The sequence below is a fragment of the Spirochaeta lutea genome (genome assembly GCF_000758165.1).
Taxonomy (GTDB): Bacteria; Spirochaetota; Spirochaetia; order DSM-27196; family Salinispiraceae; genus Spirochaeta_D; species Spirochaeta_D lutea.
In genome coordinates, this window is sequence record NZ_JNUP01000001.1 from 21,363 (window position 1) to 41,009 (window position 19,647).

20 protein-coding genes and 2 tRNA genes are annotated in these 19,647 nt (G+C 43.6%); 5 read left to right on the forward strand and 17 right to left on the reverse strand.

Going from position 1 to position 19,647, the window contains the following annotated elements:
* Nucleotides 1-19: 19 nt before the first annotated feature.
* The 10 genes from rpoD to DC28_RS00145 all read right to left on the reverse strand — a co-directional run bounded on the left by rpoD (nt 20) and on the right by DC28_RS00145 (nt 10,318).
* Nucleotides 20-1,846 (reverse strand): RNA polymerase sigma factor RpoD, encoded by a 1,827-nt coding sequence (gene rpoD, locus DC28_RS00105; protein WP_037544407.1) that lies wholly within the window; start codon nt 1,844-1,846, stop codon nt 20-22.
* Complete coding sequence (dnaG, locus tag DC28_RS00110; RefSeq protein ID WP_037544408.1) at nt 1,827-3,671, reverse strand: DNA primase; 1,845 nt, start codon at nt 3,669-3,671, stop codon at nt 1,827-1,829. Before dnaG ends, rpoD begins: the two co-directional genes overlap by 20 nt.
* Before the next feature lie 16 nt (nt 3,672-3,687).
* Nucleotides 3,688-7,692, reverse strand: coding sequence for a FlgD immunoglobulin-like domain containing protein (locus tag DC28_RS00115; RefSeq protein ID WP_156104511.1), 4,005 nt, complete (start codon nt 7,690-7,692; stop codon nt 3,688-3,690).
* Nucleotides 7,689-7,868, reverse strand: coding sequence for a hypothetical protein (locus tag DC28_RS00120; RefSeq protein ID WP_037544413.1), 180 nt, complete (start codon nt 7,866-7,868; stop codon nt 7,689-7,691). The genes DC28_RS00115 and DC28_RS00120 overlap by 4 nt, the downstream gene beginning before the upstream one ends.
* A gap of 129 nt (nt 7,869-7,997) precedes the next feature.
* A complete protein-coding gene (locus DC28_RS16890; protein WP_081941723.1) occupies nt 7,998-8,435 on the reverse strand; it encodes a YkgJ family cysteine cluster protein in 438 nt (145 codons plus the stop codon).
* 50 nt (nt 8,436-8,485) lie between these two features.
* Nucleotides 8,486-8,567, reverse strand: a tRNA-Tyr gene (locus tag DC28_RS00125).
* A 41-nt stretch (nt 8,568-8,608) separates the two neighbouring features.
* Nucleotides 8,609-8,682: transfer RNA gene (locus DC28_RS00130), tRNA-Thr, on the reverse strand.
* A gap of 66 nt (nt 8,683-8,748) precedes the next feature.
* Entirely contained in the window at nt 8,749-9,609 is an 861-nt protein-coding gene (locus tag DC28_RS00135; protein ID WP_037544415.1) for a M24 family metallopeptidase, read from the reverse strand.
* Nucleotides 9,606-9,971, reverse strand: a complete 366-nt coding sequence (gene aroH / locus DC28_RS00140) for a chorismate mutase (protein ID WP_037544416.1) — start codon at nt 9,969-9,971, stop codon at nt 9,606-9,608. The genes DC28_RS00135 and aroH overlap by 4 nt, the downstream gene beginning before the upstream one ends.
* A complete protein-coding gene (locus DC28_RS00145) occupies nt 9,971-10,318 on the reverse strand; it encodes a hypothetical protein (protein ID WP_037544419.1) in 348 nt (115 codons plus the stop codon). The genes aroH and DC28_RS00145 overlap by 1 nt, the downstream gene beginning before the upstream one ends.
* A 63-nt stretch (nt 10,319-10,381) precedes the next feature.
* On the opposite strand from DC28_RS00145, the gene DC28_RS00150 reads away from it, so the two are divergent.
* Entirely contained in the window at nt 10,382-11,245 is an 864-nt protein-coding gene (locus DC28_RS00150) for an SPFH domain-containing protein (RefSeq protein WP_037544421.1), read from the forward strand.
* Nucleotides 11,238-11,753 carry an HIT domain-containing protein gene (locus DC28_RS00155; RefSeq protein WP_052078254.1) on the forward strand — a complete coding sequence of 172 codons (516 nt, stop codon included), beginning with the start codon at nt 11,238-11,240 and terminating at the stop codon, nt 11,751-11,753. Before DC28_RS00150 ends, DC28_RS00155 begins: the two co-directional genes overlap by 8 nt.
* A 7-nt stretch (nt 11,754-11,760) precedes the next feature.
* Here the strand turns inward: DC28_RS00155 and DC28_RS00160 are convergent, their stop codons facing one another.
* The 3 genes from DC28_RS00160 to DC28_RS00170 are packed head-to-tail and all read right to left on the reverse strand — an operon-like array spanning nt 11,761 to nt 14,326.
* The gene (locus DC28_RS00160; RefSeq protein ID WP_037544423.1) at nt 11,761-12,636 is read right to left on the reverse strand and encodes a DUF5312 family protein; all 876 of its coding nucleotides are present in this window, start codon (nt 12,634-12,636) and stop codon (nt 11,761-11,763) included.
* Nucleotides 12,585-13,643, reverse strand: a complete 1,059-nt coding sequence (locus tag DC28_RS00165; protein ID WP_037544425.1) for a DUF5312 family protein — start codon at nt 13,641-13,643, stop codon at nt 12,585-12,587. The genes DC28_RS00160 and DC28_RS00165 overlap by 52 nt, the downstream gene beginning before the upstream one ends.
* Before the next feature lie 5 nt (nt 13,644-13,648).
* Complete coding sequence (locus tag DC28_RS00170) at nt 13,649-14,326, reverse strand: thiamine diphosphokinase (RefSeq protein ID WP_081941724.1); 678 nt, start codon at nt 14,324-14,326, stop codon at nt 13,649-13,651.
* A gap of 342 nt (nt 14,327-14,668) precedes the next feature.
* Between DC28_RS00170 and DC28_RS00175 the strand changes: the two genes are divergently transcribed.
* Both DC28_RS00175 and DC28_RS00180 read left to right on the forward strand, forming a co-directional pair.
* On the forward strand, nt 14,669-15,541 hold the full coding sequence (locus DC28_RS00175) for a flagellin N-terminal helical domain-containing protein (protein WP_037544428.1): 873 nt from the start codon (nt 14,669-14,671) through the stop codon (nt 15,539-15,541).
* Nucleotides 15,542-15,598: 57 nt separating this feature from the next.
* Complete coding sequence (locus tag DC28_RS00180) at nt 15,599-16,969, forward strand: CCA tRNA nucleotidyltransferase (RefSeq protein WP_037544430.1); 1,371 nt, start codon at nt 15,599-15,601, stop codon at nt 16,967-16,969.
* Between the two features lie 21 nt (nt 16,970-16,990).
* Here the strand turns inward: DC28_RS00180 and rnc are convergent, their stop codons facing one another.
* The 4 genes from rnc to coaD form a co-directional block, all read right to left on the reverse strand.
* The gene (rnc, locus tag DC28_RS00185) at nt 16,991-17,743 is read right to left on the reverse strand and encodes a ribonuclease III (RefSeq protein WP_052078255.1); all 753 of its coding nucleotides are present in this window, start codon (nt 17,741-17,743) and stop codon (nt 16,991-16,993) included.
* A gap of 7 nt (nt 17,744-17,750) precedes the next feature.
* Nucleotides 17,751-17,987, reverse strand: a complete 237-nt coding sequence (locus tag DC28_RS00190) for an acyl carrier protein (protein ID WP_037544432.1) — start codon at nt 17,985-17,987, stop codon at nt 17,751-17,753.
* A 21-nt stretch (nt 17,988-18,008) separates the two neighbouring features.
* Entirely contained in the window at nt 18,009-18,197 is a 189-nt protein-coding gene (gene rpmF / locus DC28_RS16040; protein ID WP_081941725.1) for a 50S ribosomal protein L32, read from the reverse strand.
* Nucleotides 18,198-18,295: 98 nt separating this feature from the next.
* Entirely contained in the window at nt 18,296-18,778 is a 483-nt protein-coding gene (coaD, locus tag DC28_RS00195) for a pantetheine-phosphate adenylyltransferase (RefSeq protein WP_037544434.1), read from the reverse strand.
* Nucleotides 18,779-18,870: 92 nt separating this feature from the next.
* On the opposite strand from coaD, the gene DC28_RS00200 reads away from it, so the two are divergent.
* A complete protein-coding gene (locus tag DC28_RS00200) occupies nt 18,871-19,563 on the forward strand; it encodes a hypothetical protein (protein ID WP_037544435.1) in 693 nt (230 codons plus the stop codon).
* Nucleotides 19,564-19,647 lie beyond the last annotated feature (84 nt).

Here is a 19,647-nt window from a genome sequence, read left to right on the forward strand (position 1 = left end):
TTGGTACCAGTAACGATAACTAATTATCTAAATAATCTTTCAACCTACGGCTACGTTTTGGATGACGCAATCGGCGTAATGCCTTCGCTTCGATTTGCCGTATTCGCTCTCTTGTAACATTAAAATACAGTCCAACCTCTTCTAAGGTGAGACTGTATCCATCCTCAAGACCAAAACGCATTTTCAGAACCTCTTGTTCTCTCTCAGGCAATGTACCCAACACTTCCCGGAGTTGTTCCTGGAGAAGCGTGAAGGCAGTTTGATGCGCAGGATTCTCTACATCCTTATCTTCTATAAAATCCCCTAAAAGGCTATCTTCTTCCTCTCCAATGGGTGTTTCTAGACTAATCGGTTCTCGTGCAACGTTTTTAACGCTCTTCACCCGTGCAGGTGTCCAACCTAAACGCTCCGCAACCTCCTCATCAGTAGGCTCCCTACCCAATACCTGCATTAACTGCCGTGACTCTCGTACAACCTTGTTTATTTGTTCAATCATATGGACAGGAACTCGGATGGTCCGTGCCTGATCCGAAATTGAACGAGTTATAGCTTGGCGAATCCACCAAGTGGCGTAGGTAGAAAACTTATATCCCTTACGGTATTCAAACTTTTCTACTGCTTTAATTAAACCTATATTTCCTTCTTGCACAAGATCAAAGAAGTGTAACCCACGATTTGTATATTTTTTTGCAATGGATACCACAAGCCGTAGATTTGCTTTAATCAAACGGTCTTTGGCATTTTGCATCATAATTTTGCCATGCTCAATCTCGTCCGACATTTCCAAGATTTGTTCAATGGTATTCTCAAACTCCAGTTCCAAATTGCGGAGCTTTTTATCGGTTAACTGAATGTCGCGGATCATCTCCTTAATTTCATCCGCAGTTAAACCGAGTTCCGATTCAATTTGATCTCTTTCATCCGCAATAATGAGACTTCGACCGAGACTTCTCAACTCTCGAGGGCTTGAGACCTTCAACCGCTTCTCGGTTCGTGATATATCTCTCTTGTAAATATGGATTTTCTTGGCTGCATTAAGGAATTTATCGGAAAAATGGGTAATTTCATCTGGATGAAGCTCAATTGCACCTAGATCAAGCACCAGTACTGAACGTTTATCACTCAATTCAGGATCTTCTAAAACATCTACACCCTTCGATACCAGCTTCCGCTTATGCTCTATATATGTCTTAAGATCCGAAAGGATCGGTCTCAGTGGATCTCGGTAAAAACTGGACAGTCTTCTTCGCTCCGCAAGATACTCACTTATTTCTTTCTTGGTTAAATTCATCTCCCGCGGATCTTTCTTCGAGAAGGCTCGTGTGGCAAGGTTATAAAATTCGGGTATCATCATCCCAGATTTTTTAATCACCTGTTTGATGATGTTTTCACCGTCCTCCATTTTTTTTGACAGCTCAACTTCTTGATCAGCAGTCAGCAAGTTTTCTTTTCCAATCTCACGCAAATAGAGCCTTATAGGATCATCAATCGCAGACTCTTTATCACCGTAAATAACCTTGCTTTTTTTTTGTTTACCAGACTCATCCTCTGGCGTACTATCGGAGGCAACAGGAGGTTTTTTATCCTCCCCCTGACCATGAGCTTGTGCTTCAGCAGGCTCCTGCTCAGCAGCATTCTCCTCTTCTTGACCCAACCTCGCTGCAGCAATTTCATCTTCCAATCGGATATCGTAATTACCAAGAATTACCATTACCTCTTCGATTAATACTGAGTTAACGATTTCCTCGGGCAGAAGATCATTCATCTCTTCAAAGCTAATAGTTTTCTTTTTTTTCGCATAATCGATGAGTTTTATTACAGCAGGATTATTCTGCAGGTCTATCATGTATAGTCACCTTTAATTTATTCAAAGCTTGATCAATGTAAATTTTCTCTGTGAGTAGTTCATGCAGCTTTTTTTGTTCATCGGTAGACATGAACACCTTTTTTAACTGCATTTCAATTTCTCGTCGTTGCCGAAGTAATTTATCAATTTTCACCTGTCGGATTCCATCAAGAATCAATGCTTCAGGATTCACAAGAAACTCTTCCAAGGCTTGCTTTTCCAAAAGGAACGAGATCAAATCCTCATCCTCAATTCTTGCAAGAATACTCTCTTGTGTTAACTCATTAGCTCGAAAGCTTTCCTCCAGCACGATATATAACTCCATTGCCCATGGATCTCTTAAATCCTCTTGGTGTACTTCTCTTCGAACCTTCTGAAAATACTGAAAATTGAGTACCACTGCAATCATCAGAAACAGATCCCCTGTTAATTTGGATGGTACTATCTGCCTCTTACTGCTCTCAGACTCCTTTTCAATGAAATCAGAATCATTCTTCTCAAAACGGGTAGCTTTATTAACTCCTCTAGGTGCCGGTTTTGAAACTTCTAGTCTCTGATTAAAATCAGTTTTTAAACTTTCAACAGATAATTCAAAGTACTCTGCTATCTGTTTAAAGACTCCCTCTCTCTTAACAGCAGAATTTATAGATTCAATATAATCAAAAAGCTGTTCCACAGCCTGTCTTTTCCCCTCTGGGGTTGAAACAGGAAACCTCGAAACAGCTTGTTTGAGTAGAAAATCTAATGCATTTGATGTTGAATATACAATATTTTGTACACCTTGTGAACCACTTTTTTCAAGGATATCACTAGGATCTTCTCCTGAAGAAAGCAGACCCACAGATATGGTAAAATTTTTGCTTTCCAATAATTGCAATGCTTTTTGCGAAGCATTAATCCCGGCTTGGTCACCATCAAAAAGCAGTAATACCTCTTTAGCGTACCGATGCAATAATGTAGCCTGCTCCGGAGTGAAGGCGGTACCGAGAGGGGCAACGGCATGATGAAGCCCCCCTTGGGAAAGCGCAAGGACATCCATGTATCCTTCACATACAATTGCTTCTTTTTTTTTTCGAATCTCCTCTTTAGCTTGCCACAAGCCATAAATTGTAGAAGATTTATGGTACAGAATCGTCTCGGGAGAATTTAAGTACTTTGGACCATCTCCCTCTAGAATTCTACCTCCAAAAGCTACCACGCGGCCGCTATTATCCAAAATAGGAAACATAAGCCTGTTTGAAAACAAACTCCTGCTGCTATTTTTCCTGGTAAATAACCCCGAATCCTGGAGGAACCCCTCTGAATACCCCTTTGAAACCAGAAACTTCTTAAGCCAAAACGGATCCCTGGGGGCGTACCCAAGTTGAAACCTTGTAATCGTTTCTATATCAATTCCTCGGCCAGAGATATAATCCAGCGCTTTAGCACCATCCTTTGACTTAACAAGCAGATGATGAAACATACCAGCCACACGGGCATTTAGTTGTTGCAGAGATAGACGTTTTTTTTGAGCATCATTCTGCTCAGAGCCCTCCATGGTCAATTCGATACCAAGTTTTTGTGCTAGATACTCCAGTGCTTCTGGATAGGTTAAGCCTTCCATCTCCATAACGAACTGCACGACCCCACCGCCTTTTTGGGTACTAAAACAGTAGTATGCATTTTTTTCCGGGGTCACGGTAAAAGAGGGGGTTTTTTCATTTTTAAAGGGACTCAAGCCCCATAGACGGCCTCCTTTTGGGGTTAAAGTAACGTAGTCGGAAACAATTTCCTCAATCCGAGCCCTTTCTAATATCTCTTGCACGATGTGACTTGGAATCCGCATGGTAACCGCTAAACTCCTACCGTTCTAGAATAAACTCAACCCGGCGGTTTTTCCATCGGTTGTCTACATCCGAATGCGGCACAATTGGCTTACTTCCACCCACACCGAGAATCTCAATTCTATTAGGATTCATACCCTGTGCAACTAGGGCTTGTTTCACAGACATACTACGGTCACGGGACAACGGGATCAGCTCCTCCTCCTGTTCCCGTTGAGTACCGGTGATATTGACCGCATGACCCTCAATTCTTATACCGTAGGAAGGATATTTAGCGAACAACTCTATGAGACGGTTCAAAATCAGAGCATTGCGTAGACCTTGTGGTGTGTCTTGACTCAAAACAAGCTCGGGACTATTCGGCAAAAAGGTGATACTGGCAATTTGTATCTTTAATTGATTGCCGTCCCTAATCACAAAGATATCAATAGTGATAACACCGCGGCTTTGAGACTCATTACCCCACCGGTCGATGGTGGTAAACGTATACGTGTAGTCTTCGGCTGCTAGGACCTTCTCACCTTCTGCAGAAATCCCATCCCAATATAGATTGGGAGGTACATCACCTTCAGATTCAAAGGTGTTAAATAGTTTACCGTTTCTATCAAAAATACTGAACTGCCATGCCTGAATTGAACTTTCATCAACGGCACGAAGGTTAATTATCAATTCATCATTAAGACCGTCACCATCGGGTGAAAAAGGAGTGTTTTCCAGACTCACAGATTGTTCTGGGCCAGAGACATCCACGACAAAGCTTTGGCTTCTCGCTTCAGGACTATCACCCTTTTCATAGACCGCGGTAAAGAATGCAGTATAGGCCCCTTCCATAATGTTACCATGAGAATTCCTGCCATCCCAGGTAATGGTGAACTGGTCCGATGCCTCGACACCTTCTCGCAGAAAGACGGTATTCATCGACGCATCTTGCACCTCGAAGGCCCATCTCTCAAGTCCCTGTACAATATTCATGAACAATCCGAACTCAATCGTTTCGTAATAGCCATCATTATTCGGCGCAAGCCCTGCCTGGTTTAAGGTAATGAATACGGCTGCCTTACGAGTATCAAGGGCAAAGGGCTCTGATTGCTTAACGGTTTTATTTCCTGCCGCATCCTCAGACATGATTACTAATCGGTAATCGCCATCATCCACGATATTTCCTGTTGAATCCCGACCATCCCACTCAAAGCTCTCCAAGGCATCAGTCCATCGGAACTCGGTTACCACAGATCCATCGATGGATTGTATCTCTCCTCTGAACTCCGGTTCCTCGCTTGAATCAAGAATAAATCTGAATGTGTCTTTACGTGAATCGCCATCAGGCGAAAAAATATCATCTTCTGTGGATATTGTAATTTGCGGGAATCGGGTATCAATAGTTATAGCCGAGGTCTTGGCAGTGCCAACAGAACCGTTATTATGCGTAACCTGGAGTTGAGCGTAATAGATGCCGTCAGCAACTGGCCGACCTTGATCGGTTTTACCATCCCATCTAACGGAGTTTGGTATAGAATTTTCTCCAGAATAGGTCCTTACAGAACCTTCAGAATTTGCAGACATAATCGTTATAGTATAACTCTGAACCGAAGACCGAGATCTCTGAGTAATGAAGAGTCTATTTTCATCTTTCACACCATCGGCATTCGGACTGAAGGCTGAAAACTCTGGCGTTATAAGATACTCGGCGCCGCTTGTATCCTTGGTAAAGGTAACCGGATCAGAGGTGAATCTATTCCCTGCTGCATCTTCAGCTCTGAGGCGATATCGGTAATCCCCATCCTCAACCAGCCTTGTGTCCCCATCAATACCATCCCATCTTAGCTGGAATGGCACCGTACGGTCCCAAATGTACTGTTTAACTATTCGATTTCCCTCATCGATGATTTCACCTACCCATCTCGACTCTTCGGTAAACACTTCTTGATAGAATAGGATCTCATCCTGCTCCCCATCAGAATCTGGAGAAAAGATCGACCATTCTTTACTAACCAAACCTTGAGGCGGGGTCACATCAACCTGAAAAATACCACTCATCGCCTGGGGTTTATTTCCACTAGTATAGGTTACTGATAATTCTGCCTTGTAACTTCCCTCGGGAAGAAGTGCCTCGGTATTGTCGCGGCCATCAAATAGTATCTGACGTGGTGGAATCCCCTGACCTGTATAGGTACGTACAGTCGTGTCCCGCGTATCCATGACTCGAATTGACCAACCTTGTACTCCATCAAGCTTAGTCAATTCTGGGCGGAACTCAATAGAATCGCGAAACCCATCTCCATTCGGACTGAAAGCTTGGTCGGAAATGGATAATCGAACGGGACTTATATAGGAATTAAGCAAGATATTATCCAGAACAGCAGAGTTTCGATTTCCAGCCCTATCCGTTGCATGGATCCGATAGGAATAAACACCATCAGGGAGGATCTCACCGGTAGAATCTGTACCATCCCAGGTTAAGTCTTGAGGTCTTTGATCGTTCATTGCAATTTCATAAACTACAATCCCTTGTTGATTAAGGAACTCCATCACCCATAAATCTTCTTTGCTACCGGTTTGTGGAATTCGTAGATAGTCCTTATTTCCGTCTCCATTGGGACTAAAAATTTTCTCATCCTGAGTTAATGATCCGATGCTAATTTCTGGCTTTTCGGTATCGATAAAAAGGACGGCAATCTCCTTGTTCGTGGAGTTCCCATATTTGTCGGTGGCATCTAGGTAGATAGAATATCGTCCGTCTGGCAATACGGTTCCATCTTGACCCCTTCCGTTAACCACAATGGAAAAAGCCCCAACCACCATGTCTGGATTCGAGGTCAAATGGGAGAGAAAAGCCCCAATAGAATTGATCTGTGGTATCAGGCTTGCTTCCCCCGCAGAAAATACTTCGCGGCTATTTCCATCAAGAACAGACCACCGATATTCTGAAATTCCTGATGGATCAGTGAGTTGAATAGCAAGTTCCTGCCTGTCTTGTATTCCGTCGTTATTTGGGGAAAGCTCAATATAGTTTATTGAACTTTCAATTTCTGGACCTTGGATATCACCCCGCTTCAACGGCAATGATACCCCGGCTCCTATACCTACTATTCCATCATACCAAGAAGCCAGACTCATGGTAGTGAGTACGCCTGGGGTTAATGATGGTTTTTTATCGTTTCCGGTGGGAATCCTAAAGGTAAAAGAAATCCGTGGTAATAGGGATGCGGCATCAACGGAGTCCATGGTAAGCTGCGCGACATCAAGAGAGAAGCTCAGACTTACATCAACAATATTAAAAAAGCCAAAATCACTTCCAATCTCAGCCCTAAAGTTTTGGAATCCCGGGACTGAAATACCTACAGAAGGTCGTATTGAAATGAAAGAGTTTTTCACTACTGTAGCTTGGATACCAAACGATGGTGTAAAGGAAGACTCAAGGGCAGAACGTCCAGCCACTGGACGGTAATCCTTCCCCATCCCCCGGATTGCAAAAGCCCATGTCAGATCATGTATTCCACTCAGGGAGGTATAGGTTTTACTGATTCCAAAATCAGCACCGATCCCCATATCTGTTATCGACGACACTCCACCTACGTAAGTCCGCAGACCAACCCCCAGGGTTAATCTGCCTGGGAAAGAACGTGCCCAGGAAGCTCCTAGTCCGACTACCGTCCCGGTGTTTGCAATTCCATAATCGATATTATGTAACTCTGAGGTGACTCCGAGGGATCCCACCTTCAATGGTAAACCGAGGCTAATAACTGCGCTGTGTCCGGACAATTGATATTGGTCGGTTATATTTTCCAAAAAGCCGACATAACTAATATCCAAAATTGGAATAGTAAAATCCGAAAAAGAACTCGGATTACCTCGTCGATCATGGACAAATCGATTGTTTACAGGATTACCACTCTGTTGAGTGGCCGTAAATTGCAAAATATCCTCGCCACCGAGGGGTGGATTGTATTCGGCAAATAGAGAACTTCCCAATACTGAAAATACGAATGCAAAAAAAAGAGTATTAATCCTGTGCTTTTTCAAAGTCCCCCCCCATGGTGATGTTCATCATCCTTAAAAACATGTTCAAACTCACATCCCTCAGAATAAAGCTGCTCGATATTCTCAAAATCCGATATTCGTAATGCCGAGAAAAGCTGATGTTCAATGGTTTTGTATAAGATCTCCAACTCGTGGTCTAAGCTCTGTTCCTTTTTCATTACTATAAATAAACCAACCAATTGTCTTGGAGTAACGGGTAATGATGCCCTAATCATGCCACCTGCCTTTTCCTGAGGGATTGCCCATCAAAGTACTACAAGGCTGAAGAATCGGATTTACTGATATTTTCACTCTTCGGTAAACGGTTCAGCTTTTCGAAGATCAATCCACCTTTTTATTGTATCTCCTGGGTGGTGTTTTCCAATGTTAACACCAGGACACTCTTTTTCAACCTGATCCCATGCTTCCTGGCTATGTAGATGAGAATTCCAAAACGGGTATGATTTACACTGGAGTGGGCGAACGGGATAAACCGAACAACCACCTTCCGACCAAAATATACAGTCAAAGTTCTCCTGCTCCAGGAGGGTCCGCCGTTTTGCCACCCCTAGGTCCACCATGCGAGTGTATTTTTTTTTAAATTCATCTTGTGAAATAGAAAAGAAAGCAGCGAGCTTACCTATATCGTTATCGGAGAGAAACACATATCCCGACTCATGCCTACAACACATATTACACCGAGTACACGAAAAGCGTAATCCATGGTCGAAAAATGTTTTATCCATTATTCCCCCTAGTAACAAAAAAGCCAGTGCTCCAAGGAACACTGGCTTTATGGGGAGTGAAGGATTCGAACCTTCGAAGGCTGAGCCAACAGATTTACAGTCTGCCCCCTTTGACCGCTCGGGAAACTCCCCTTGATGCGTCCAATTTGTAGCACACATCGTTTTTTTGTTCAAGCCATCTGTCGGATTCGAACCGACGACCCCGAGATTACAAGTCACGTGCTCTGGCCAGCTGAGCTAAGATGGCATTAACGGTTAGCAAGCCTAACGTAAGAGCGGATTCTGTGTCAATACGTGACTGTGAGTAGTTATTCTAGAAGAACAGGGGATGCTTTAGGAGAGTATCATTAAAAACAGAATACCCTGGCAAGGATACTAGCTCACCAGGATTTTTTTTATTCCCCTGCTCACCCGTCCACACAGAGAATTCAAATTGGGCGGAAAGTGCTGAGGGTCTTGTGGAAATTGACCAGCCATCCTCCCCAACGGTAAGTTCATGAGGATTTCCTTGCCTCCTGGATATAAGAACCGGTTCTATATTTAGCACGCTGTTTTGTGGGATACGGTGCAGCTTTGCCTCTGAGAACAATGGATCCTTGGGTGAAAACGGTATATGCGGGGGCTGATGTAGATTTTCTCCTATCCCGTGGCCATAACAACCTGGGAGGATATCAAATTTATAATACCGTGCGGTGTCTACGGCGGTTAACGAGATATCGGATATTGTTTTACCCGTAATTGCGGTGCGAACAGACAAAATTGAAGTTTTCCAGGCCACGGATAACAACCGCAACTTCAATGCAAGTTCATCATCAGCGAGCTGATCGTGAAGCGGTTCGTTCTTTTTCCGTACCAGATACGTCCATGCACCATCAACATATAGGCCATGCATACAACCCACGATATCGATGGTACATAGGTCTAACCGTTCGAAGGGGGTATCATTCGGCACACCATGGACGGCTACATTATTAGCAGAAATACTACAGACGGCTGGAAACCCACGGTATCCCAATAAACCTGGCTGTAACCCCTTTTTTTCAAGCAAAGATTTGACTATCTCTTCAATGTCCCTCCCGCTAATTCCGGGCTCAATAACGTGGGAAAGATATTCAAAACACTCGAACAACCTCTGATTAGCATACCGGATGAGGGGTAAACTCTGCAGGTTCATGGAAACACTAAATCACTTCTTAAGTTTTCAGCACCGTTTTTATAAACAGGTTTTGGTCGTATCTGTGCATCGGTTTGAAAAGTCATGAGTATTCGAATCATTTTTTTTAAGGTATTTGGATATTCCGGCTCAGCAGTACAAAACAACGGAACATGATCAAACCCTCCTGAGGATCGAAGAGCACGGGCTGGGTTTTCGGAGCGGATATCCGTGGTTTGACTGAAAATAATGTTAATAATATTCTCGGAATCAATTCCATTATGTTCTAATAACTCTCGCACTGTTTCGACAGTCCAATACTTAACATTTTCTGGAGTGTCATCATCAACCCTCACAGCCCCACGAACACTTAAAACCCTCATTAAAAAACCCCCTCAATCGTAGTTTGAAATCCTAAGGATATGACTGCCACAAAGCCGGATACAACTATTCCAATACCGAGACCTAGTAACCGTCGGATACGTGGTTTAAAGGAATCAACGAACCCTCCGATCACCGAGAGGACAAAGGCATAGATAAAAAGTATGAACAACACCGAGTTACCTATACTCAAGGCAAATAGCAGTAGTTTCATGGTAGAATCCATGAAGCGTTGATAATTACCCATAATAAAACTGCTCAAGATAATAAGGGTTCCCAAAAGAATGGTTATAGAAATGCGGACAATTACCGTCTCATGGATAAGGAATAAAGTTCTTCTGGTGTTCATACTTGAATCAATATATGCTATCTTTTAGTATTTCTACAAGGTTTGCAGTCAAGGGGAATAGAGATGAAGAAATTTATAATCAGCCTTCTTATATTGGTAATTATCGGGGGCGTTGTTTTTTTCTTCGGATGGGTTCAATTGAAGCTTTCCCCCGGCGAAGGACTCATACTCTTTTCAAAAACCAACGGATGGGAATCAGAGCTACTGAAGCCAGGTGACTTCCATTGGCGATGGCAGGCCTTATTGCCAACCAATGTTACTATGTACCGGGTTCCTACCTATCGGAAAACCGAAAGCATCTCTTTTTCAGGAGATTTGCCTAGCGGTGATGTGTATGCAACATTTATAAACGAACCGGGGGCATTTAGGTTTCAGGTTGATTTATCCGTAGAATACCAGATTAATTCTGATGCGTGGGTTTCATTAATTCAGGACGGTCGATTTGATCCTGAGTCCCCAGAGCAATTTTTCTTGACAGTTAATCAATCCTTATCGGCAAGCATACCGACCTTCCTCTCATCTGCCGCTTCTATTCTTTCCGAGGGTCAAAGCGAAAATGCCCTTGATACCCTCCAAGAACGGCTTACCTCATTTCTAAACTCTCAAATTGACGAAATTACTGTAACAAGCACGTCTCTCAAATCAATTTCGTTGCCCGATACGAGCCTCTACCAAACAACACGGGATGCGTACAATGCTGTTGTCCAAGCAACCGCTGAAGGCAAGGCTGAAGCGGCTCGAGAATCTACGTTCGAACAAGACAGATTATCCGAACGCGTCCGGCAATTGGGCGAATATGGACGGGTTCTGGAGGAATACCCCACCTTACTTGAGTATTTTTCTCTACAGAGCACCACAGGACGAGACCCTCTAAATCTCCAAGCACTTCTGACCTCCATTATCCAGGATACAGGAAGCGATGAGTGACTTTTTTTTCAACTTCCAAAAGATTACATATATCCACGGACCTAAGCCGCCCGGGTGCATTTTATGCTCTATTATAAATCATAGCGATGAGGTGGAACGATTGGTGGTAGCCGAGCATCGTCTTTTTGTTGTTGCAGTCAATCTCTACCCATTTAATGCAGGACATAGTTTAATTTTTCCGAAACGGCACATAACAGATATTCGCGAAATGACAGCAGAAGAAGTTTCGATTCACGGTGAGATTCGGACAGTTCTGATGGACTGTATTGAGGACCTATACCATGCCCAAGGTTTTAATATAGGATTCAATAATGGAAGGGTTTCCGGCGCTTCGATAGAACATATTCACGAACATATAATTCCACGCTTTCCTTCGGAGCTCGGAATCGCAGATCTGCTTTCTGGAAATCGAATTATGATCGAACCCCCCTACACTACCTGTAAACGGCTTACAGAGGCCATTCGGGTTCATCCACAAGCCCATGCGATTAACCTCACCACGTATTAATCTTGGTCTATCCCTTTGCCTTTATGGTTTGTACTGAATGCGTTACAGACTCTTCTTGATGAACCAGCAATTCTAGCTTTATTATTTTTATAATTGAGGTGTATTGGATTCTCAAGGCTTTCAGGTAATCCCCCAATGTCTTTGGTAGCACTCCTTCCCCGCTCACTGATTTCATTTGCAGCGCATCAAATCCAATCCTATTCTGGGGAGCCGGTCTTCGTAATTCTTCTTGCAGAGCCTCCATCTTCGAACCCAGGATTACGTCAAAGGTTTCATGTAACACGGTAATATCATCCAGGTACCTCTGGATTATTTCTACGGCACTTCGTTCACGCTGTGCCATTAGATTCCGGAACGCCCGCTGCTGGGTAATATCTTGCAGAGCGCCACGTTGGAGACGTAAATATGATTTCCCATCCTCGGTCTCCGGTGAGAATCCCTCATCAAATCGTTCTATTTCTCCAGCTGCATCCTCTAGTGAAGCAGACTTGAAAAGCAGATTGTTTTCTATATCCCGCATACGCGGCGGGATAATTTTTGCTACCATTCTAAGGCTCTCACACTGCTGGGGAAGAAACCATTGTAGTATAAAATTATATAGTGTCGTTAATGCATCAGTTGCGGCAAAATGCGTCATTCCTGCCACCGGCGGGGAACTCCGTTCATTTTCTAAATTAATTAAGGGCCGCAGTTCATTTCGAAAGATTTTCTTTTTAGATATGGTCAAGTATTCGTTACGAATGGCTGCGAAAGAGGTGTCAAGTTCATCTAGTACCCGTAATGTGATGGCATTCTTGTAAAAATCCTTAATCTTTAGACGCGGGGTATAGGCTATAAATCGATAGAAGGGATCATTGTACCCAACCCGCAACAAGTCCGCCATCGATATCTTGTTAAAAATCCCTCGATATGATCAGCCGTCTGCGTAAAGGCTCTATTTAATGCTTCTAGCTGCTCCTTGGGTACCGATGCAATCTCATCTGGATGCCCGGGAACATCCTCCTCTTGGAGAAGTAATTCTGTATTGGTAACCAGATAGAATGATAACAGTTCGGAATGCACAGTCCCGCATTCACGGGTCTTACTCGCACTGTAGAGTGCATATGCTAAGTGCTCGATGTATTCGAGGGCTTGAGCGAGGGATACAGGCTTAAAATCAGGAACCGACTGTTCTTGGTAGTCGTCCAAATCAACCCGAAAAAGAGAAAAGAAGGATGTAAACGGAAACTGTGATAGTTTCTTCATAAAATACAGAGGGAGTATCCCTTCCTCTATAAAAGAAAACACCTCGTTAGGAATAGTCTGTAAATAGGTACTAACCTCATTGAGAATCTTTTCTTTTAAAACCGTCCTGCTTTCATGAATACCGTAGAGTTCCACCAGCTGGTCAAATTGAATAAATCGAAATAGTGATGATTTTGCCTCCGGAACCTTACCAGCCATCACAAACTCCACAGCTCTGCGTAAATTTTCGGGTTTCTCCCAGAAAAAGAGAACAGCCTCGTTTGGGACAATGAGTTTTTTATATAGAGTAAATACTTCTTCCGCAAAGAACGTCGTTAAAAACTCGGTATCTCTTTCAAGCACCGGATGAGAACTTGATCGTAATTTTCTAAGACTTCGCCGCACTAAAATCTCTGATGCTATCTCCTCCTGGGTTTTTGTGGAGAATATATTACGTATCCATAGTATGAAACGTTCCCAAAACCCCATTTTACGAATTTCCTGGGCAACTATATCTTTTTTTTGCCCTTCCTCTTGGATCCTATGATAAATTTCCTGTCGATCGGTATTATGTACACTCAGGCTCTTCCTAATCTTTTCAAGTAACGCCGTTCGTTCTTGAGGACTTAAGGCAAGTGATAATTCGTCAAGGGTAGACCTTTTCAAGAATATTACCTCCTTTTCAGCTCATATTGAGTCCGATGGTTTTCTGTAAGTTCCACGATACACAGTAGGCTCCCCTCTTGTACCGTTACAGTTACTGTTTCCTGGATTCCTACATTACTTAAACTCATCGGCATTTCCTGCCAAATTACATCTTTTAAATCCCATGCTAACCCCTGGGAATTGCAGACTGTATGTGTTTGCCCTAGGGGAGTAAAACTCACTCTCCTGTCTTTCATTTTTGCAAGACTGGTTTGACCAGGAAAAAGCATAAATAATTCATCGTACTTGGTTATCCAAAAAACGGGAACAGATAGCCGACTGACTATATGGATAATAGATAGCGTATGGTCTAGCCTTCCGCCACCTCCTCCTAGAATCAGTAATTCCGTGGCACCTCGTTCCAATGCAAATTGTATTGCCAGTTCAGTGTCGGAAAAGTCCTTTTCCTTGGGATACTTTATCACCCGGTCTGGATCCATTTTTCTCAGGGACTCCCTATGTACTAGAGAATCCATATCACCTATAACGAGGTCAGGCTCTAAACCAGCATCCAGAACAGTATCGAATCCACTATCTGCAGCTATCAAAAAACTACATCCATGCAGAATTCGTTGTAATACAGGGTTGGTAGGTGCTTCGCCACCGATAACGATAGACACAGTTTGATGTAAACAACTTTCCATATCGACAGGATGTACTATTCATCCAGGTATAGCAAGGCGTTCAAATTACCCTACTCTCCATTCATATCTCTTTGGGCTGTCATGGTGTGAACTCCGAATTTTAGCAGCAGTGCTCGTAAATGGTTGTAGCATCGCGCCTAAGCGGTGCTGCTCCTGGGGCCGGAATCCTATTATCCACCCTATATCCGATGTGGGTTACTTCCGAATGCGCAGTTTTTCTACATCAATGGAAAATTTTTATTTCACAGCCTAAAGAAACCATTCTATGTTCCGATATTCAATCTAAAGGAACAAGGAAGTTCCTTAAATGGGTGTTTACCCAGATCGATCAAGGAGGATTGTATGATCATCAATCACAACATGAGCGCTATGTTTGCCCAGCGCCAGAACAAGTTCAACAACATGAGTGTTGATTCGAACATCGAGAAGCTATCATCAGGGCTACGGATTAACCGTGCGGGTGATGATGCATCGGGTCTTGCTGTATCCGAAAAAATGCGAGCTCAGATCCGCGGTTTGAACCAGGCTGAAAGAAACGCATCGGACGGTATTTCCTTTATTCAAACCACTGAAGGTTATCTACAGGAAACTCAAGATATTCTTCAGCGGATCCGGGAATTGGCTGTGCAATCTTCGAATGGTATCTATTCCTCAGAGGATAGGATGCAGATTCAGGTAGAGGTATCTCAGCTTGTAGACGAGATCAACCGGGTAGCATCCCATGCTCAGTTCAATGGGATGAACATTCTTACCGGTCGGTTTGCTGCTGATAACGGGACAAACGTGGTTACCGCAAGCATGTGGTTCCATATTGGCGCAAACATGGACCAACGAGAACGTGTTTTCATTGGAACCATGACCGCCCAGGGCCTCGGACTCCAAGGAACTGGTGGTCTCCCTCACACAGCATCATTTATCAGTATTTCGACCCCTGAAAAGGCGAATACAGTAATTGGTGTAGTGGATACAGCCTTGAAGACCGTAAGCAAACAGCGCGCAGATCTTGGTGCTTACCAGAATCGCCTTGAACTTGCTCAGCAGGGTATTTCTATTGGTGCTGAAAATCTTCAGGCAGCTGAATCTCGTATTCGAGATGTGGATATGGCCAAGGAAATGGTTGATTTCGTGAAGAATCAAATCCTTGTACAGAGCTCCAACGCAATGCTTGCACAGGCGAACCAGAAGAATCAGAGTGTTCTTCAGCTTCTCCAGTAAGCAGATCAACCCAAAAAAGGCTTCCCACTCAGGGAAGCTTTTTTTTATACTATCACGATGAATAAACCGAAATTGCCTAACTTCATTCTGTCTTTTGCCCAAGTGTTCATACAACACGGGTTTCAATTGTTCCTGGTTGGCGGTGCTGTACGAAATATTGGACTTGGGATCACACCAAAAGACTGGGATTTTGCCAGTGATGCAGAACCGGAGGAAGTTATATCACTATTTAAACGGGTGATACCAACGGGCATATCCCATGGGACAGTCACGGTATTATACCGCTCCCACCACTTTGAGGTGACGACCTTTCGGATCGACGGGAGCTACACGGATAATCGTCGGCCAGATTCGGTAGAATTTACCAAGGACATACGGGAGGATCTTGACCGGAGAGATTTTACCATCAATTCAATGGCCATTCAGCTTCCCGAAATCAAATTTTTTGATCCCCACAATGGTTTGAATGATCTTTCATCCAAGATTATTCGATGCGTCGGAGATCCGAATCTCCGGTTTAAAGAAGACGCCCTGCGGATCCTCCGTGCAATTCGCTTTTCATCACAATTAGGATTCACTATCGAAGCACAGACTTGGCAGGGTATGAAAAACCATAGAGATGGACTTGCTTCAGTTTCCATAGAACGCATCCGTGATGAGTTTACAAAAATAATCTTATCCGACCAAGCATCCTCGGGGGTAAGACAACTTGAAGAGATTGGGCTCTACCAGTATTTTATTCCAGAAATAAGCAAGTGTGTAGAAGCGGATTTGTTTACGCATCTCGTAAACACGGTTCAGGCGCTACCAATCACTGCCACCCTTCCCCTCCGTCTTGCTGCCTTTCTCCACGATATTGAAAAACCTACTACGGAGAGCTGTACCTCCGACGGTGCTATCCACTACCTTGGTCATGACCAGAAAGGAGCAGAAACAGTACAGGCGATTCTCACACGCTTACGATATCCTAATCAGATCGTGGAGCGAACTCGGCGGCTAGTCCAACACCATATGTTCGAGTATACGTTAACCCACGATTCTGCTATCAGGAGACTGATTGCACGGGTTGGAAAAGATCTTATCTTCGACCTCATCCTTTTAAAACGAGCTGATATTCTAGGAAAATTCTTAAGAGTACCCAACCGAGCCCCAGCGGCTATTCTCCAAATCGATGATTTAGAAGGCCGTATTAAAGAAATCCTTGAGGGATCCCCTCCCCTTACCGTAAAAGATCTTGCCATAAATGGAAGACAGCTGATGGAACATATTAAGGTGAAACCCGGTCCACATATTGGGCTTATCCTTGACGAATTATTAGAGACAGTACTGGCTGATCCAGCCATGAACCAGGCAGAGAAACTGCTCAGCCTAGCTAAAAATTTTTATGAAACCCGTATCAACGGGCCTGCCCAGAAGAGTAGCGAGTAGATTGTCTCTTGTCAGTACGTACTATTCATCAGTGATGTCAAGATCATTATACGCAAGCCTTGCGGCCTTTTGCTCGGCTTCTTTTTTGTTTCTCCCCTGGCCTGGTCCATAGGTTTTCTCCAAAACCGTAACCTCCATCCAGAACACCTTAGCATGATCCGGCCCGGTTTTCTTAATGAGATGATACTTAGGGTAAGTCTTGTATTCCTTTTGAACGTATTCCTGGAGAAGTGTCTTATAATCTTTATGGTGTTTATTCTGTAATACTTTGTTTATCTCTGGAATTAAATATTTTAATATAAAGCGCTTAGCTGGTTTAAATCCTGAATCTAAAAAATACGCACCGATCACCGCTTCCATCGCATCGGCTAGTAGGGCTCGTTTATTTCGACCCCCGGAGTGCTCTTCACCCTTGCCAATGAGAATGTAGTCGTCAATGTGCAGATCCCGGGCGATATCAGCCAGGCTAACCTCGGAGACAACAAAGGACTTAATTTTTGCCAGGTCACCTTCACTCTTATCGTGCAATTCCGTGAACAGGTATTCAGCCACAACGAGCCCCAGAACAGAATCCCCGAGGAATTCTAATTTTTCATTGTTGCCGATGGCGTTTGTGGTTTCGTTTGCAAAGGATCGATGGCAAAAAGCAAGGTTCAGAAGATCAATTCTCCTGAACCTTATACCTGATTGCTTTTCGAATAGCGTCAGTTCCTTACGCCGTTCCGGTGTTACCGTTGGAGCCTGCAGAACCTCGATATTCTTTTGTATGTTCACCAGAAACTTACTTTTGTTGTGACTTAAGAAAATTCAAGGCATCCTGAACAGTTTCAAACTCATTGGTTTGATCATCGGGAATCTGAATACCCATCTCTTCTTCGATGGCATAAACCAATTCATAGAGATCCAGGCTGTCTGCCCCAAGATCCTGTCGGAAAGAAGCTTCAGGAGTGATCTTCTCCTCTTCAACTTCCAATTTGTCAGCGATTAGCTTCTTCAATTTTTCCAGCATTTCGTCCATTGGACCCTCCATTAGTTGTGATTAAGACAGGGATTCAGGTTCTATAACCTGCTTACCACGATAAAAGCCGCATTTCGGACACACCCTATGGGGCATTTTCATTGCACCACAGTTGTCACATTCGGACAGGTTTGCCACGTCCAATTTAGCATTTATTGAGGCCCTGCGTCTCGTTCTCGCTTTCGAAGCACGATGCTTAGGTACTGCCATTAGAATCCTCACTTACATATACTATTTCGTAATGTTGATGACATTACAAAATGAATGGTTTATTGTCAAGTATAACTGAATCCAATTCAGAAAATACTTTATTCTTCTTGATACCGTTTTGCGACTCGGCTCTTGATGGCCTCTGGTACCATTTCACTGATATCACCACCGAGCCTTGCCAACTCTTTGATTGCTGTTGAACGTAACACAAAATATTTTGGATCTGTTGGCAAGAACATCGTCTCAACATGGGAGTTAAGGCCCTTATTCAGCATGGAAAGCTCAAATTCATAATTAAAATCCGTAAGGGCCCGAACGCCACGAACCATTACCTTTGCATTCACGCTTTCCGCAAAGGTTACGATTAGTTTATCCCACGTATGAACTGAAACGTTTTCGTAACCTTGGACCAATTCCTCCAGCATCTGCTTCCGTTCCTCAGCTGTAAAACTATAGCGTTTTTTTGGATTTACTGCAATAACTACATAAACATGATCAAAGATCCCAGAACACCGATCAATCAGATTGAGATGTCCAAGCGTTGGGGGATCAAAGGAACCTGGGAAGAGTGCTGTAAGCATAGTGAGGTATACTACGGATCCTAGGTTCCTATGTCAAGTAATTCCTCTTCGCCCTATCCTTTTTAATTCAGAGTATAGTAAACTACATCGACATGAATACCTGGAGGAGCATCATTCGGATTTTAGTAGTTCTCCTGTTTTCGGTTCCATTGCTGCTTTGGGGACAGGAAGACAGTGATTGGCAGGTCATTACGCCCAAGCCTTCTAGTGACCTTTCTGAAGTCGATAAAATCACCATGCTCGCCACCTCCGGAAATTACGAATTAACCAAATCAGCATTACACTTCCTGCTCGATGATGTAAAAAGCGGCAATAGCGATGTCCGAATTGATGAAACCCGTCAGATACTCACAAGGATTGTTCACCATGCAAGCCAGCCCGGCAATGCTCTGATGCCCTCAGAGATAGTACTACTGCACCAGATTGCCGTTCGAATTCCCGGAGTACCGGGTGCACAGCTTTCATCGAAGATATTAATGCTATCCACGGATGATGCAATAAGATACTCACTTCTGCAGGAATTAAGCTCTGAATCAGTACTGTTAACTGCTGACCTGGATCAAAGTCTTATTGAAATACTAGAAGGACAACGTTCCCGGATACCCCACCCGGATTACTTAATTATTAAGATCATTAGCCAGTATCTACGAGGGCAATTCGTAGACCGTTCCGTTATACCGAGCAAACAGCTACTGGAATTGTTGATATCTATTATTCCCAGGATTCATGTATCTGAAATCCGTTCACACCTGTATGAGACCCTGGATTTAATCATCACCTTTTGAGCGCGTTACAGTGTTGTTGTTGCGTTCCCTGTATTGAAGTGATGTTGAGATAGAAGTTCCGACGAGATGGTAGTGGCGATTCGC